A 16,519-nucleotide genomic window follows, 5' to 3' on the forward strand; every position below is an offset into this window, starting at 1 on the left:
TTTACCCGTCAGTCGTCGTCGACTTCGGTGTCCACCACGGCGGCGGGCACGTCGGCCTTGTTCATTCTCGCAAATCGCGGATCGGATTCGAGGCTTTCGCTGATGTCCTCGATGAGGTCGACATCAGGCAAAAGCGGTGCCAACTCCGGGAGATCGCTCAGCGAGCTCAATCCGAGCCGTTCGAGGAACAGTTCGGTTGTGGAGTACCGTGTCGCGTTGGTGTCCGGGTCTGGCCCGGCTTCCGCGATCAGTCCGCGGGCGAGGAGTGTGCGTACCACCCCGTCCACGTTGACGCCTCGTACTGCACTGATCCGCGCACGAGTCAACGGTCCACGGTATGCGACTATCGCCAAAGTTTCCAATGCTGCGCGGGTCAGTTTGGTGCGTGCGCCGTCCAGCAAGAGCCGTTCGACGTAGGGTGCGAACTCTTGTCGTGTGTAGAAACGCCATCCGTCGCCGGCGTATCGCAGGTCCATGCCACTGGCGCGGGCGGTGAGCGCAGCGGACATCACCTGCAGTCGCTGCTCGACGCGAGTCGGGTCGGTGCCGGTCACCGAGGCAAGTTGAGCCACCTCTGCTGGTGAATCGACGACGAGTAGCAGCGACTCGAGAATGGCGTCGAGTTGCGTGTCGTCAAGCTCGAAGCCGGGAGCGGAATCGTGCTCACCAGAGTCTTCTACCTGCGCAGATTCCGTCTCGGCCGGATCGAGCATCATCGGTAGTCCTCCTCGGTGACGGCGGTTGATTCCTCGCCGGTCCAGGTAACGAGCAGTGGCCCGAGCGGTTCGGGTTGGTCAAAGGCAATGGTGCGCCGACGGTACAGCTCGAGCAGCGCCAGGAAGCGCGCGACAATCGGTGCGGCTTCGTCGCAGTCCTCGATCAGATCCGGAAACGGTACCCACTCGCCTGCGCCGCGAGCCCGCAGCAATTCGAGGATGAACTCTGCCTGTTCGGGGATGGAGATATTGGACACATGCAGGTGATCGAGGCTTACCGTGGGCACCGGCCGGGGAGCGAAGACGGTTGCCGCGATCTCCGCGAACTTGTGCGAATCCACTCCGAGCAGCACTTCCGGGAGGAGACCGGCGAATTGGTCCTCGACGGCAACGGAACGTGGGTATCGCCGCAGCGCTGCTTCCTCGAGTTCACCGAACAGCGTGGCAACTTGTTTGTAGGCACGATATTGAAGGAGCCTGGCAAAAAGTAGGTCGCGGGCTTCGAGCAGAGCAAGATCTTCGGCGTCTTCGACCTCTCCCGCCGGCAGGAGCCTGGCGGCTTTCAGGTCCAGAAGTGTCGCAGCGACAACAAGAAACTCCGTCGTCTGATCGAGCCCCATCGCACTGCCGAGTTGCCTCGTGTAGGCGATGAAATCGTCGGTAACGGTGTGCAGCGCTATCTCGGTGACGTCGAGCTGGCGTTGGTTGATCAGGGAAAGCAGCAGATCGAACGGACCTTCGAAATTTCGAAGTGTTACGCGAAACTCTGCAACTGCCGGGGATGAATCTTCTTGCGGTGGAATCAGTTTCACTAACGACCAGACCGGTGGATTACTTCGCGGGCCAGCGCCCGATACGCCTCGGCTCCCGCAGATTTGGGTGCCCACGTGGTAATCGGCTCGCCGGCCACGCTGGTTTCGGGGAAACGAACGGTGCGGTTGATGACGGTGTCGTAGACAACGTCGCCGAACACCTCGACGACGCGCGCCATCACCTCACGGGCGTGGAGTGTGCGCGAGTCGAACATCGTGACGACGATACCGGCCAGCTCGAGTTTGGAATTGAGCCGGTCGTGGACTTTCTCGACGGTGTCGTTGAGCAGCGCCAGTCCGCGCAGGCTGAAGTACTCGCATTCCATCGGAATGATCACGGAATCGGCGCAGGCCAAGGCGTTGACCGTCAGCAGACCCAGCGACGGCTGGCAATCGATGAGGACGTAGTCGTATCGATCCAGAACCGGATGCAGCACCCGGCCCAATGTCTGTTCGCGTCCCACTTCGGTGACAAGCTGAATCTCGGCCGCCGACAGATCGATATTGCTCGGCAGCAGATCCAGTCCGTCGATCCGGGTGCGCATCAGCACGTCGTCGATGGACACCCGTGGTTCGACGAGCAGGTTGTGAACGGTCAGTTCCAGATCGTGGTGCTGCACACCCAGTCCTGCGGACAGCGCGCCCTGCGGGTCCAGATCGACCAACAACACGCGGCGGCCGTATTCCGCCAGCGCCGCTCCCAGATTGATGGTGGACGTCGTCTTCCCGACGCCACCCTTCTGGTTGCACATTGCGATGATCATCGCGGGACCGTGGTGGGGCAACGGCGTCGGCATCGGAACTTCTCGTACCGGCCTACCGGTTGGTCCCAGTTCTTCCGCAGATGCGGTGTCAGGCACTGTCGGTAGGTCGAAGATCGCCTCGGACTCGGCGGCTGGGGCAGGTTCCGTAGAAGGGTCGAGGTACTGGGTTGTGACATACGGCGGCGCTGACTCCGCCGCTGCTCGCTGCGATGTCGACACGGTCCGATGCTCCCCTGTTCTTTCGACGGTTGCTCTCGGCGCCGGCAACCCGTGGAATACCCGGCAATACCGAATTCCGACAGGCCGAATACTCACAAGAGTCGCTCGCGCGTCTTGAACGCTACCGCTTATTTCTCCGATTTCTCACGCAACACGCATTACACGCAAGCGGCTACCGCGCCCGAGGGTGTGCTTGCGCCCACACTTCACGCAGCGCTGTGACGGTCACCAAGGTGTAGATCTGGGTTGTCGTGACCGACGCGTGGCCCAGAAGTTCCTGCACAACACGAACGTCGGCACCACCGTCGAGCAGGTGCGTGGCAAAGGAATGTCGCAGTGTGTGGGGCGAAACGTCCGCGGTGATTCCTGCCGATGCCGCCGAGTCCTGAAGGATCTGCCAGGCACTTTGCCGCGACAACCGTCCACCGCGCGCGTTCAGGAACAGCGCAGGCAATCCCCTGGTGGCCAGTGCAGGCCGGCCACGCACAAGATACGCGTCGACGGCCTCGATCGCGGGCCGACCGATAGGCACCACGCGTTGCTTACCGCCCTTGCCTTGGAGCACAACGGATCGCGACTGCGTGTCGATGTCGTCGACATCGAGGTCGATGGCTTCCGAGATACGCGCGCCGGTGGAGTAGAGCAGTTCCAGGAGTGCGCGATCCCTCAGATCCCGTGGACCGTCGCCGGCAGCGCCACCGCCGGATGCTTCGAGGAGCGCGATGATCTGATCGAGCGGGAGCGCTTTGGGGAGTTTGCGTCCGGGGGTCGGCGGTTTGACCGCCCGGGCCACGTCGACAGTTGTGAGCCCTTCGGCGGTGGAGAACTTGTGAAAACCTCGGACCGCGATCAGGGTGCGTGCGGCAGAGCTCGGCGCCAACGCGATGATTCCGGCGTCCTTGTCCCCCAGCCGCAGATTCGTCACGAACTCCGTGATGTCGTTTTCAGCTACACCCGAGACGTTGTCGATGCCGCGGGCATTGAGATAATCGACGTAGCGGTACAGATCTCTCCGGTACGAGAGAAGGGTGTTGCGCGCCGATCCCCGCTCGACTGCTAGGTGGTCGAGAAACGAATCCACCTGTCGGGCAAGCATTTCAGACCCTGGACTTGCGTTCTCCGAAAGCCGTCGGACGGTCCGGCCACGGTGCGTCGGCGGGCCGCAACGCGGTGCCCGCGGAACGTGCTGCCGCCAACGCCAAGATGCCGGACACCGCAGTGGCGTTCACCAGATCGCCGCGCAACGCCATGTCGACGGCCTCAGCCAACGGCACCCGGGCAATCTGCAGATCAGCCTCTTCATGTTCGGGATCTTCCCGGTCCACGTCGTGCAACCCCTCGGCGAGGAACACGCGCACCGCTTCGTCGGTGAATCCCGGCGAGAGTGCAACGTCGACAAGCACAGACCAGCGATCAGCGCCCAGCCCGGTTTCTTCGCCCAACTCACGCGCGGCCGCGTCCAACGGACTCTCACCAGGCGCGTCGAGGAGACCGGCCGGGATCTCCCACAACCGGTGACCGAGCGGATGCCGATATTGGTGAATCAGAACAACATTGTCGTCGGCATCGATCGCCACCACCGCAACTGCGCCATGATGTTCGACGACCTCCCGGTCGGCCCGCTGACCCCCTGGCATCACCACAGAATCCTTACGCAACGCGATGATCGCGCCGGTGTAGATCGTGGTGGAGTCAAGGGTGTCGAATTCGTGCCGACCGGGGTCGCTCATATGCTTTTAGACCTTTTCCGACGATTCGGTGACGGCATCGAGTTCAGTCTCGGTTGCTGCCGTGTTGATGGTCTCTTCCGCGTGAACATCGACGGGCAGACGCTCTTCGAGCTTGTACTTCAGAGCCGCATCGATGAACGCCGAGAACAGCGGGTGCGGACGCGTCGGGCGGCTCTTGAGCTCCGGGTGCGCCTGCGTGGCGACAAAGAACGGGTGCTGCTCACGCGGGTACTCGACGAACTCGACGAGATGACCGTCGGGAGACGTACCGCTGAACTTCAAGCCGGACTTGGCAATACGATCGCGGTAGGTGTTGTTGACCTCGAAGCGGTGACGGTGACGCTCCGAAACATTTTCGGTTCCGTAGGCCTGCGCCGCAACCGAACCCTTGGTCAGCACTGCCGGGTACGCACCCAGACGCATCGTGCCACCGAGGTCGGCCTCGCCGGCGATCACGTCTTCCTGGTCGGCCATCGTGGAGATGACGGGGAACTTGGTGTCGGGTTCGAATTCAGCCGAGTTGGCATCCGTCAGACCGACGCTGCGTGCTGCTTCGATGACAACACACTGCAGACCCAGGCAGATACCGAGCAGCGGGAGCTTGCGTGCGCGGGAGTACCGGATTGCGCCGAGCTTGCCTTCGATACCGCGGATGCCGAAGCCGCCGGGAATCAGAATGGCGTCGACGTCGCCGAGTGCCGCCTGGGCACCCGCTTCGGTCTCGCACTCGTCGGAAGCAACCCACGAGATCTCGACCTTGGAACGGTTGGCAAAGCCACCGGCGCGCAGTGCCTCGGTTACCGAAAGATAGGCGTCCGGCAGGTCGACGTACTTGCCGACCAACGCAACTCGGACGGTTTCGCGCGGCTGGTGAACCCGATCGAGCAGATCGCCCCACACAGTCCAGTCGACGTCACGGAACGGCAGGCCCAACTGGCGCACGACGTACGCGTCGAGGCCCTCGCGGTGCAGAACCTTCGGAATGTCGTAGATCGACGGAGCGTCGGGAGTGGAGATGCAGGCGTCGACGTCGACGTCGCACATCAGGGCGATCTTGTTCTTCAGGCCCATCGGGACGTCACGATCGCAACGGAGAATCAGTGCGTCCGGCTGAATGCCGATGCTGCGCAACGACGCGACCGAGTGCTGCGTCGGCTTGGTCTTGAGTTCTCCGGACGGGCCGAGGAACGGCACGAGGGAAACGTGGAGGAAGAAGACGTTGTCGCGGCCGATTTCGTGGCGGACCTGGCGGGCAGCCTCGAGGAATGGCTGCGATTCGATGTCGCCGACGGTTCCACCGATTTCGGTGATGACGACGTCGGGACGCACGCCCTGCAGATCCGGGCCGCTCATCTCGAGGATGCGACGCTTGATTTCGTCCGTGATGTGCGGGATGACCTGAACGGTGTCGCCCAGGTATTCGCCGCGACGCTCCTTGGCGATAACCGTCGAATAGACCTGGCCGGTGGTGACATTGGCCTGACCCGACAGATCGCGATCGAGGAAACGTTCGTAGTGCCCGACGTCGAGGTCGGTCTCCGCGCCGTCTTCGGTGACAAAAACTTCACCGTGCTGGAACGGATTCATGGTGCCCGGATCCACGTTCAGATAGGGATCGAGTTTCTGCATGGTCACGCGCATGCCCCGTGCGGTAAGCAACTGTCCCAAACTGGAGGCGGTCAAACCTTTACCGAGCGAAGAAGCAACACCTCCGCTGACGAAGATGTGCTTGGTGGCGGTACGCGTGGTGTTGCGTGACTGTGGCAAAAGGGGCTCCCGTGACGACTGTGCAGGGCTTGGTCTGGTGAAGCAATGCTGGGGCCTGCCGACCCACGGGATTTCACGGTAACACCAATGGGGCCCCGACGCCTACTACGCGCCGAGTTTCGCCCCACGATGTGACCGGGGTATCAACTCGCGGGTGCACCGACGGTGATCGCCGCGGCTCCCGGGCCGGTTCCGTACCGCCCCGCTCCGCCGTTCAACTGCTCTTGCAGAGCAAGCGGGGTCGTGATCTTGCCTGCCTCCCGATCGACGTTGTCGATGGTCGTCAGACCCGCTGAGAGCGCCGCATCAGCCCGTACAACTGCAATCGGACCATTGCCATCGGCCGAGCCGGGTCGACCCGCCAGAACCGTCCCTGCGCCGCGTCCGTCCAGCGCACCCGCAAAGCGAGCGATCACCGCGCCGCGGTTGCCCGAAGCTCCGTCGTCCGACGCGTTGTCGCCCGTGAGCACTACTGCAAGCTGAGCCGGCTTGACGACGCCGTCGTACGTGACAAAACCTGCACTACGCAACGTGTCGAGAGCAAGATTCAACTCGTCCGACGTGCTCTGCGGTTCGCTGGTCGATCCGTTGAGCAGAAGCACTGATCCGAGCAGGTCACCCGCAAGGCTGCCCTGATCGACCGCTCCCGTCTTGAGCGTGATGCCCGCGGGGATCACGTTGTTCACTACCGTCCGCAGACGGTCACCACCGCTGGCGTCGACAAACGAATCCGTCAGGGACACGCGACCCGTCACGGCGCCGCCCGATGCTGCGATCAGTCGCGTGACACCATCCAGGTCGCTCGGATCAGCGTCGGGTGCTGTCACCAACACAACCGTGCGACCAGCGAGGGAATCACGCACGACGCGTCCGCCCACTGCCGAGTCGAAACCGTCAGCGGAGTTGAGTTGCTCTTCGAGATGATTTGTCTGTTCGTTGAGATTTTCGATCTCGTTCTGCAGATCAGCCTTGTCGTCGCGTAGACCGGAGAGAAGCCCACTCGACAACATTCCGGATCCGAGAACAACGCCAATGGCGAGTGCCAAGAAAATAGCCGCAATCGAAATTGCGTGTTGACGCATAGAAATCACTTGAAGAGCCCCTGAACCCACAGCGCAAAGCTGTTCCATGTTGCGATTGCCCAGTCGAGAACTTCACTACCGGCATTGGATACGACCAGCGCGACGATTACCGCGACCAGTGCGGCGAGCACCAGCAGAGCAATAGCTCCCCCGGATACCCGACTGCGATACAGCGTTGCGACGGCTTTGGCGTCGACAAGTTTCGGACCGACCTTGAGCCTGGTCATGAACGCCGACGGGTTGCTTTCGCGGCGAGCACGATCGAAGAATTCGTCGAGCGAGACGACGTTACCGACTGTGACGATCAGCGACGCACCATGATGGTCCGCGAGCAGTAGAGCCAGATCGGTCGGGGAACCCGTTGCCGGGAACGTCATGGCACCGATTCCGAGATCCTGGATGCGCGACAGGCCGGCAGCATGACCGTCCTGGTCTGCGGGCAGAACCACCTCGGCGCCGGACTTCAGAGTGGCACTGGTGATTTCCTCCGGGTCGCCCACGATGAGGTCGGGGCGGTAGCCGGCTTTGCTCAGCACGTCGGCACCCGCGCCGACACCGATCATGATCGGCGAGTACTCCTTGATGAACGGCTTCAGGTTCTTCAGATCTGCTTCGTGATCGGGTCCGTCGGACACCACCACGACATGGCGATCCTTGAGATTGATGTCGATGTCGGGCACGCCGATGCCGTCGATGAGGAGCGGACTTTCGGTTCGGATGAACTCGATTGTGTTGCCGGAGAACGCTTCGAGGTGATCCACCAGTCCGGTTTTTGCCTCGATCATCCGATCGGAGATCTCGGCCTCCGACTGTTCCTCACCCTTGACGAGGCTCTTCGTTCCGTTGAAGATCTCGCCTTCGTGCAGGCGAATCTTGCTGCCGTCCTTGACGGACTTGAAGACCTCGCCGTCCGGCGCGTCGATCAGGACGATCCCGTTGGCGACAATCACCTCCGGGCCGAGGTTCGGGTATCTACCGGAGATGGACGGCGACGCGTTGACAACCGCGAGCACTCCGGCTTTCACCAGAGCGTCGGCTGTCCGCCGGTCGATGTCGAGTTCGTCCAGGACGACGATATCCCCGGGACCGACACGGCGTAAAAGCTTGGCCGTATTCCGATCGACCCTGGCGATGCCGCTGATCCCTGGCAACGACGTGGTGTTACGGGAGAGCAATGCGGGCATCTTCATGGCTTCGATGATGAACCCGAACCTGCCGCTATCGGTGGAGGCGCGCCGAACCAACTACCACATCAACCACAACTGCACCACGAAATGTTCAATCTGTGACGCGTGCCGCATTGGCAATTTCCAGCAGTTCCTCGGCGTGTGCGCGACCCGTTTCAGTATCGTCCAAACCGGCCAACATCCGGGCCAGTTCCACGACTCGATCGCTGTCGGAGAGAGTCCGAACTCCACTGCTGACGACGCCACCCTTGTCGTCTACCTTGTCGACCACGAGGTGCGTATCAGCGAATGCAGCCACCTGCGGAAGGTGCGTCACCACGATCACCTGATGTGTACGAGCGAGTTTCGCCAACCGGCGTCCGATCTCGACTGCGGCGCGGCCACCAACTCCGGCGTCCACCTCGTCGAACACCATTGTCGCGCCGGTGTCGCTACCAGCAAGAACAACTTCCAGCGCGAGCATCACTCGGGAGAGTTCACCGCCGGACGCGCTTTTACTGATCGGCAACGACGGAGCGCCGCTGTGCGCCGACAACCGGAACTCCACCTCGTCCACGCCGCCGGAACCGGCATGCACTTCCACTCCCCCGACACTCAGTGGAGCCGAATCCTGCGGGCTGGCGATCTGCTGACGCACACTCACGTCCAAACCAGCCCGGCCCATTGCCAGTCCGGCGAGTTCCGCGCTGACGGCTTTCGACAGTTTTGCCGCTGCCTTGACCCGCGCTGCGCTGAGCTTGGTGGCCGCCTCTGCCGTCAGTGCAGCGGTTTCCTCGACCTGCTTACTCAACAATCCGAGAGCATCAGACGATACGTCGAGCTTGGACAGACGAGTTCGAGCGGTGTCCGCCCATTCCAGAACTCCGTCGACGTCAGCGGCGTACTTGCGCGTGAGCGTCTTGAGTTCGGATTGGCGCGACAGCAAAGTGTTCAGCGCACCCGGATCGGACGGCAAACCGGCAAGATAGGAATTGAGATCGCCAGCCACATCGGTGACAACGGCGATGGCATCGGCCAGCCTGGCACCCAACCCGTCCAGATCGGCATCGACGACGGACTCGATTCGCGCCCTGGCCTCCGACATCAGATCCAGCGCCGGCGACACTCCGACATCTGCACTGGCCATGTCGTCACTACCGGCAAGCGCCGCGTGCGCTTCCTCCGCTGCCGAGCGCAGCGAATCCAAATCACTGAGGCGCCGAACCTCGGCAACAATCGTGGCGTCCTCACCCGGTTCCGGTGCAACACCGTCGATTTCGTTGAGCGCAAAGGTCAGCTGATCTGCTTCCTGCGCCAACTCGCGGGCCTTCGACGTGCGTTCGATCAGTTCCGAACGGGCATCGAGCCACTCGCGACGATGCTTGCGGTAGCGCGTCAGGAGCGTTCCGATTGTCTTGTCGCCGAACCGGTCCAGAGCATTGCGCTGCTGGTCGGGACGGAGCAGACGGAGCTGATCATTCTGTCCGTGCACCGTCAACAAGGGATCGGTGAACTCCGAGAGCACACCGGCCGGGACGCTGCGACCACCCAGATGCGCGCGCGATCGTCCGTCGCTGCCCACCGTCCGGACCGCGATGATGCTGCCGTCCTCGTCACGTTCGGCGCCGGACGACTCGAGGATCCGCGCGATCTCTCGTTCCGACGTCGGCGACAGATCCGTGACGAACCTGCCCTCGACCACGGCGCGGGATGCGCCCAGACGCACCCGACCGGCATCTGCCCGCGCACCACTGAGCAGGTGCAGGCTGGTGACAACCATCGTCTTGCCGGCACCGGTCTCACCGGTGAGGACGGTCAATCCCTCGTGAAATTGCGCTGACGCCTCGGAGATCACACCCAGGCTGTCGATTCGGATCTCTGCGAGCACGTTTTAAGGCTTCCTTCCCCGCCACCCGGTCACCGGCAATTCGAACTTTCGAACCATCCGATCGGCAAACGGCGCCGAGTCCAGTCGTACCCACTTGACCGGCGTCGCACCCCGAACAACTTCGACGCGTCCGCCTGCAGGCAGTTCCAGCGTGCGGCGTCCGTCGCAGAACACCAACCCGTCATGACTGCCGGCGACGGTCTCCACCGCGATCAGAGATTCCGGACTGGTGACGAGTGGACGCGCGAACAGTGCATGGGCGTTGCTCGGAACCACAAGCAGCGCTTCGAGTTCCGGCCACACCACCGGACCACCGGCAGAAAACGCATAGGCCGTCGATCCCGTCGGAGTGGACACCAGGACACCGTCGCAGCCGAACGCCGACACCGGCCGTCCGTCAACTTCGAGAACAACTTCAAGAACGCCCAGACGAGAACGATTCTCGATGCTCGCCTCGTTGAGAGCCCAGCCTCGGTCGATGATCTCGTCGTCAACCCTGATCACGACGTCCAACGTCATGCGTTGTTCGACGCGGTACTCCTTGCGGACTACCTGCGCGAGCGCCTCTTCCAGATGCTCGGCCTCGGTCTCCGCCAAGAACCCGATGCGTCCGAGGTTGATTCCGAGAACCGGAATCGATGCTTCCTGAGCCAATTCCGCCGCTCGGAGAAATGTTCCGTCGCCGCCGAGAACCAGAACCATCTCGCAGCCGACAGCCGCTTCGGGGCCCGGATGAACAACTGTCACATCCAGATCCGGAGCCGAGAATCCCTCGGGCGCTGTCATTGCCTCGATACGGGAACTGTCGGCTTCATCGACCAGTACCCGCAAACCGATGCCGGCGCTCTCGAATATCTTTCCGACGCGTCTGGCGGTTTCGGTGATATCGCGGCGACCCGGGTGCGCCACCAGAAGAATCTCGCGTGACTCACCCCCGGCGGTTGGATTCACTGCGGACCTTCCTCTACAGCTATACGGATCAGATCCTCGACCGACGGCGCATCGTCAGCCTGCTCCTGCGGTGCGATTTCCTTGCGAAGCCACAAGAAGTACTCGACGTTTCCGGACGGGCCTGGCAACGGGCTCGCCACAACACCGACGGTACGCAGTCCCACCTTTGCTGCTGCTTCGGACACTTCGAGGACAGCTGAGATCCGAAGCTCCGGATCACGAACAACCCCACCCGCGCCGACGCGATCCTTGCCGACCTCGAACTGCGGCTTCACCATCGGGACCAGGTCGGCGCCGTCTGCGGTGCAGGCGACAAATGCCGGGAGCACAAGTTTGAGGGAGATGAACGAGAGGTCAGCAACAACCATGTCGACGGTCCCGCCGATGGTCTCGGCGTCGATGGCGCGGACATTGGTGCGATCGATGACGTGAACCCGCTCGTCGGACTGCAATCGCCACACCAACTGGCCGTATCCGACGTCGACGGCTACTACTTCCTTGGCGCCGCGGGTCAACAGGACATCGGTGAATCCACCGGTTGACGCGCCGGCGTCAAGACAACGACGACCCTCGATGCTCAGCCCCGATTCGCCGAAAGCATCAAGTGCGCCGATCAGTTTGTGTGCGCCACGGGAGGCCCAGGAGACCTCTTGCTCGACCTCGACCACGCGCAGCGGTGTACCTGCTTCGATAGCCGTAGCCGGTTTGGTGGCAACGGCTCCCGAGATGAGGACCCGGCCGGCCGAGATCAACTCTTGTGCGTGATCGCGTGAACGTGCCAATCCACGACGGACGAGTTCGGCGTCCACCCGTGCTCTACGTGCCATGTCAGACCCTGTCCACAGACGCCAGTGCTTGGACCAGCACCTCGTGTGCTTGTTCCAGTAATTGCGCCTTGTGTGGAATCACGCCTGCTCCGTGCTGATCGTTCGGATCCTGATCGAGTTGCCCGAGACTCACGAGCAAAGCGTCGACGTCGGAGCGAACACGATCCGGGTCAACACCTCGCAACGGCCCCGGCACGCCGGTGCCAGGGCTCGTGTTTTTGTTGTTCGATATCGGGGTGCTCATCGCGCACAACGCTAGTGCATGACCTTTGGATGCGCACACATCCCCACCCCGCGAGTCGAACACTCTTGCGAGAATTTACACCTGCCACGAATCTACGACGCGTTGCACATCGGCATCCGATGCCTCGACGGTTTCGAACGACGGATGCGCCCATGCCACCGGAGCGAGTGCGCGCAAGAGCGACGTCTCGTCGCCCACCATCGGACCGTCTACAACCAATGCCGACCCAGAAACGGAAATAGTCCACTTCGAGTCTGTGCCGACCCGCGACAAGGCGGCAGGCTGGTTCAACGAATCCAGCGTGGCAGCAATGTAGGTGGGATGCTGCTCGGCCGGAGCCCGCAGAACATCAGCGGGCGTGCTGACACCGGTCAGAACGAGCAAAGAATCGACCGAAACAGCATGTGCGCCTTCGATATCCGTATCAAGCCGATCGCCGACGACAAGAGGCTTGGTGCAACCGCTACGGAGCAATGCATCATTCATCAGCGGGGCTGCAGGCTTACCGGCCACCAACGGTTCTACCCGGGTAGCGGCGCGCAACGCAGCCACCATCGAGCCGTTTCCGAGCACCAAACCACGCTCGGAGGGCAACGTGGTGTCGAGATTGGCCGCCACCCACAGTGCGCCTGCGCGAATTGCGAGGCACGCCTCGGCAAGGATCGACCAATCAGTAGAGGTCGAATGCCCCTGTACGACGGCAACCGGCGATTCCGAGAACTCTCGAACCGGACGCAGTCCGACCCGCGTGACTTCGTCGGCAAGTGCTTCCGTTCCGACCACAAGGACCGCAGACCCGGGAGCTACCCGCTCGGCAAGCAAACGGGCAGCAGTCTGTGAACTTGTCACAACCCTGTCGTCGACGGAATCGAACCCGAGTTCCGTCAGATGCGCAGACACATCCGACGGCGACCGGCTCGCATTGTTGGTGACGTAGTAGAGCTCTTGCGATCCCTGGCCCAGAGCACTCTGGGTACCAGGAATCGCGTGGGCGCCGGCGTAAAGCGTCCCGTCGAGATCGAGCAGAAGTACGTCGTATCGGCTACGAAGAACCGTCACAGATCTTCTCCGGACAGCTCCGCCACCCGCTCTTCTGCATCCGTGTCACCCTCGAGGTCTGCTGCTGCAGCATTGAGGAACCACTTCAGACCGTCTTCGACACGACCGGCCGCAACAAGCGCGTCGGCGTAGGCGTAGAACAGTCTGGCGGCGGACGCACCGGTGCGTTTTGCATCCAAATCGGCAGTCTGCAAGGTGACAACCGCCTGATCGAACTGGCCGAGATCCATCCGTGCGCCTGCCACGACCATGCGAAGCTCCGACGCTTCATCACCCGACAGCAGTTTCGCTTCGTCACTACGACCGAGTTCGATCGCCCGCTCGGGACGACCCAATCCGCGTTCGCAGTCAGCCATCACAGCAATGAGTCCAGGACCGCCGGCCATGCGACGAGCTGCGCGCAGCTCCGACAATGCTTCAGCCCACTCACCTGCGTGATACGCGGTGATACCGGCGGCTTCACGAACAACCGCGATACGGCCGGCGCGCTGACGGGCAGCACGGGCATGGAGCAGTGCAAGCTCCGGATCGTCGTCGACCAACTTGCCGGCCATGACGAGGTGACGCGCAACTGTGTTGGCGTTGTCCTTGTCCAAGCTCAGCAGATCACGACGAACAGCTGGATCAAGTTCTGTCGGTTCTACGTTGTCGGGTAGATCGGGTTCGTCAGGGCGTGCTGCCTGACGCTGATTGCGGTCACCGTCGCGTCCACGAGGGGCAAATCCACCCTCGCCGCCACGACGCGATCCGCCACTTCTGTCTCCTCCGCCGCCGCCGCGGCGATCGCCGCCACCGCTGCTTCGGGGACCACGCCCGTCGTTGTCACGACGGGGGCCACCTGAACGAGGCGCTCCTCCCCCACGGAAGGACCGACGCTCGTCGCCATTCTCCGACACAGTCATTCCTTTCATACAACGCACGAAAGGGGACCCAGTATGTTGGGTCCCCTTTCGGTTAACGGGTGTTCGGCGGTGTCCTACTCTCCCACACCCTGTCGAGTGCAGTACCATCGGCGCTGAAGGGCTTAGCTTCCGGGTTCGGAATGGGACCGGGCGTTTCCCCTTCGCTATGACCGCCGTAACTCTATGAAACTGTCACAGTAACTTTCCTGTCGATCACCGTGGTTTCACCACCCGTCAACACCAATGAATGGTGTTGGGGGATGGAAAAAACAAGGTTTTCTCAAGGTATCTGTGTGTTGTTTCAGATACCGCACAGTGGACGCGTAGCTTCTTTGTGGTAAGTCCTCGGCCTATTAGTACCAGTCACCTGCATACATTACTGTACTTCCAGTTCTGGCCTATCAACCCGGTGGTCTGCCGGGGGCCTTACCCCCTCGAGGGGGTGAGAAACCTCATCTTGGAACAGGCTTCCCGCTTAGATGCTTTCAGCGGTTATCCCTTCCGAACGTAGCTAACCAGCGGTGCTCCTGGCGGAACAACTGGCACACCAGAGGTTCGTCCGTCCCGGTCCTCTCGTACTAGGGACAGCCTTCCTCAAGTTTCTTACGCGCGCGGCGGATAGAGACCGAACTGTCTCACGACGTTCTAAACCCAGCTCGCGTGCCGCTTTAATGGGCGAACAGCCCAACCCTTGGGACCTACTCCAGCCCCAGGATGCGACGAGCCGACATCGAGGTGCCAAACCATCCCGTCGATATGGACTCTTGGGGAAGATCAGCCTGTTATCCCCGGGGTACCTTTTATCCGTTGAGCGACACCGCTTCCACTTGCCGGTGCCGGATCACTAGTCCCGACTTTCGTCCCTGCTCGACCTGTCAGTCTCACAGTCAAGCTCCCTTGTGCACTTGCACTCGACACCTGATTGCCAACCAGGCTGAGGGAACCTTTGGGCGCCTCCGTTACATTTTGGGAGGCAACCGCCCCAGTTAAACTACCCACCAGGCACTGTCCCTGAACCAGATCATGGTCCGAGGTTAGAGGTCCAATTCGATCAGAGTGGTATTTCAACAACGACTCCACGATAACTGGCGTCACCGTTTCACAGTCTCCCACCTATCCTACACAAACCGAACCGAACACCAATACCAAGCTGTAGTGAAGGTCCCGGGGTCTTTTCGTCCTGCCGCGCGTAACGAGCATCTTTACTCGTAATGCAATTTCGCCGAGTCTACGGTTGAGACAGCTGAGAAGTCGTTACGCCATTCGTGCAGGTCGGAACTTACCCGACAAGGAATTTCGCTACCTTAGGATGGTTATAGTTACCACCGCCGTTTACTGGGGCTTAAATTCTCAGCTTCGCTCCGAAGAACTAACCGGTCCTCTTAACCTTCCAGCACCGGGCAGGCGTCAGTCCGTATACATCGTCTTACGACTTCGCACGGACCTGTGTTTTTAGTAAACAGTCGCTTCTCACTGGTCTCTGCGGCCCCACCCAGCTCAGACAGTAAATGTCGTCACCAGACAGGGCCCCCCTTCTCCCGAAGTTACGGGGGCATTTTGCCGAGTTCCTTAACCATAGTTATCTCGATCGCCTTAGTATTCTCTACCTGACCACCTGTGTCGGTTTGGGGTACGGGCCGTGTGAAAGCTCGCTAGAGGCTTTTCTCGGCAGCATAGGATCACTGAATTCGCCTCAATCGGCTACGCATCACGTCTCAGGCTTATATGCGACCCGGATTTGCCTAGGTCACGCCCTACACGCTTACACCGGTATTACCACTGACCGGCCCAGCTACCTTCCTGCGTCACCCCATCGCTTGGCTACTACCAGATCAGGTCCCGTGCATCCACCAACTCGAGACCCGAAGGTCTTCTCGTGGCTTCAGGACGGTTAGTATCACTGATTCACCATGGGCGCGTTCACACGGGTACGGGAATATCAACCCGTTGTCCATCGGCTACGCCTGTCGGCCTCGTCTTAGGTCCCGACTCACCCTGGGCGGATTAACCTGGCCCAGGAACCCTTGGTCATTCGGCGGACGAGTTTCTCACTCGTCTTTCGCTACTCATGCCTGCATTCTCACTCGTGTGGCCTCCACGGCTAGGTCACCCTGCCGCTTCCATGGCCACACGACGCTCCCCTACCCATCCACACACCTGCCAGAAAATCCTTGGATCAACTGGGGGCTATTGCGTGAATGCCGCAGCTTCGGTGGTGTACTTGAGCCCCGCTACATTGTCGGCGCAGGATCACTTGACCAGTGAGCTATTACGCACTCTTTCAAGGGTGGCTGCTTCTAAGCCAACCTCCTGGTTGTCTTCGCGACCCCACATCCTTTTCCACTTAGTACACGCTTAGGGACCTTAGCTGGCGATCTGGGCTGTTTCCCTC

At 61.4% G+C, this 16,519-nt stretch carries 14 protein-coding genes and 2 rRNA genes (1 of these 16 running past the window's edge); all 16 read right to left on the reverse strand.

The annotated features are described in order from the left end of the window. Positions 1-8: 8 nt before the first annotated feature. Positions 9-716: an SMC-Scp complex subunit ScpB gene (scpB, locus tag FFI94_RS16830; protein ID WP_138868847.1), complete on the reverse strand. Its 708-nt coding sequence runs from the start codon at positions 714-716 to the stop codon at positions 9-11. Continuing rightward, positions 713-1,528, reverse strand: a complete 816-nt coding sequence (locus FFI94_RS16835; RefSeq protein ID WP_138868848.1) for a ScpA family protein — start codon at positions 1,526-1,528, stop codon at positions 713-715. Before FFI94_RS16835 ends, scpB begins: the two co-directional genes overlap by 4 nt. Then, positions 1,528-2,511, reverse strand: a complete 984-nt coding sequence (locus FFI94_RS16840; protein ID WP_138868849.1) for a ParA family protein — start codon at positions 2,509-2,511, stop codon at positions 1,528-1,530. Before FFI94_RS16840 ends, FFI94_RS16835 begins: the two co-directional genes overlap by 1 nt. Before the next feature lie 172 nt (positions 2,512-2,683). Further along, complete coding sequence (gene xerD / locus FFI94_RS16845; RefSeq protein ID WP_138868850.1) at positions 2,684-3,607, reverse strand: site-specific tyrosine recombinase XerD; 924 nt, start codon at positions 3,605-3,607, stop codon at positions 2,684-2,686. 1 nt (position 3,608) lies between these two features. Then, positions 3,609-4,241, reverse strand: coding sequence for an NUDIX hydrolase (locus FFI94_RS16850; RefSeq protein ID WP_138868851.1), 633 nt, complete (start codon positions 4,239-4,241; stop codon positions 3,609-3,611). 6 nt (positions 4,242-4,247) lie between these two features. Further along, complete coding sequence (locus tag FFI94_RS16855; protein ID WP_138868852.1) at positions 4,248-6,008, reverse strand: CTP synthase; 1,761 nt, start codon at positions 6,006-6,008, stop codon at positions 4,248-4,250. Positions 6,009-6,151: 143 nt separating this feature from the next. Then, on the reverse strand, positions 6,152-7,099 hold the full coding sequence (locus tag FFI94_RS16860; RefSeq protein ID WP_138868853.1) for a copper transporter: 948 nt from the start codon (positions 7,097-7,099) through the stop codon (positions 6,152-6,154). Further along, entirely contained in the window at positions 7,096-8,280 is a 1,185-nt protein-coding gene (gene steA, locus FFI94_RS16865; RefSeq protein ID WP_138868854.1) for a putative cytokinetic ring protein SteA, read from the reverse strand. The genes FFI94_RS16860 and steA overlap by 4 nt, the downstream gene beginning before the upstream one ends. Positions 8,281-8,368: 88 nt before the next feature. Continuing rightward, entirely contained in the window at positions 8,369-10,144 is a 1,776-nt protein-coding gene (gene recN, locus FFI94_RS16870) for a DNA repair protein RecN (protein ID WP_138868855.1), read from the reverse strand. 3 nt (positions 10,145-10,147) lie between these two features. Continuing rightward, positions 10,148-11,095 (reverse strand): NAD kinase, encoded by a 948-nt coding sequence (locus FFI94_RS16875; protein ID WP_138868856.1) that lies wholly within the window; start codon positions 11,093-11,095, stop codon positions 10,148-10,150. Further along, entirely contained in the window at positions 11,092-11,922 is an 831-nt protein-coding gene (locus FFI94_RS16880) for a TlyA family RNA methyltransferase (protein ID WP_138868857.1), read from the reverse strand. Before FFI94_RS16880 ends, FFI94_RS16875 begins: the two co-directional genes overlap by 4 nt. Before the next feature lies 1 nt (position 11,923). Then, entirely contained in the window at positions 11,924-12,166 is a 243-nt protein-coding gene (locus FFI94_RS16885) for a hypothetical protein (RefSeq protein ID WP_138868858.1), read from the reverse strand. 75 nt (positions 12,167-12,241) lie between these two features. After that, the gene (locus FFI94_RS16890) at positions 12,242-13,225 is read right to left on the reverse strand and encodes an HAD-IIA family hydrolase (RefSeq protein WP_138868859.1); all 984 of its coding nucleotides are present in this window, start codon (positions 13,223-13,225) and stop codon (positions 12,242-12,244) included. Continuing rightward, positions 13,222-14,127: a hypothetical protein gene (locus tag FFI94_RS16895; protein WP_138873233.1), complete on the reverse strand. Its 906-nt coding sequence runs from the start codon at positions 14,125-14,127 to the stop codon at positions 13,222-13,224. The genes FFI94_RS16890 and FFI94_RS16895 overlap by 4 nt, the downstream gene beginning before the upstream one ends. Positions 14,128-14,188: 61 nt before the next feature. After that, positions 14,189-14,305 (reverse strand): 5S ribosomal RNA (gene rrf, locus FFI94_RS16900). Positions 14,306-14,460: 155 nt separating this feature from the next. After that, positions 14,461-16,519, reverse strand: a 23S ribosomal RNA gene (locus FFI94_RS16905) (it continues 1,075 nt past the right edge of the window).

This window comes from Rhodococcus sp. KBS0724, assembly GCF_005938745.2.
Lineage (GTDB): Bacteria > Actinomycetota > Actinomycetes > Mycobacteriales > Mycobacteriaceae > Rhodococcus_F.

Excerpts from the sequence above, each read along its gene's own strand:
- FFI94_RS16850 (WP_138868851.1), bottom strand. The coding sequence starts at position 4,241 with ATGAGCGACCCCGGTCGGCACGAATTCGACACCCTTGACTCCACCACG.
- steA (WP_138868854.1), bottom strand. The coding sequence starts at position 8,280 with ATGAAGATGCCCGCATTGCTCTCCCGTAACACCACGTCGTTGCCAGGG.
- FFI94_RS16880 (WP_138868857.1), bottom strand. The coding sequence starts at position 11,922 with ATGGCACGTAGAGCACGGGTGGACGCCGAACTCGTCCGTCGTGGATTG.
- FFI94_RS16885 (WP_138868858.1), bottom strand. The coding sequence starts at position 12,166 with ATGAGCACCCCGATATCGAACAACAAAAACACGAGCCCTGGCACCGGC.
- scpB (WP_138868847.1), bottom strand. The coding sequence starts at position 716 with ATGATGCTCGATCCGGCCGAGACGGAATCTGCGCAGGTAGAAGACTCT.
- FFI94_RS16895 (WP_138873233.1), bottom strand. The coding sequence starts at position 14,127 with ATGACTGTGTCGGAGAATGGCGACGAGCGTCGGTCCTTCCGTGGGGGA.
- xerD (WP_138868850.1), bottom strand. The coding sequence starts at position 3,607 with ATGCTTGCCCGACAGGTGGATTCGTTTCTCGACCACCTAGCAGTCGAG.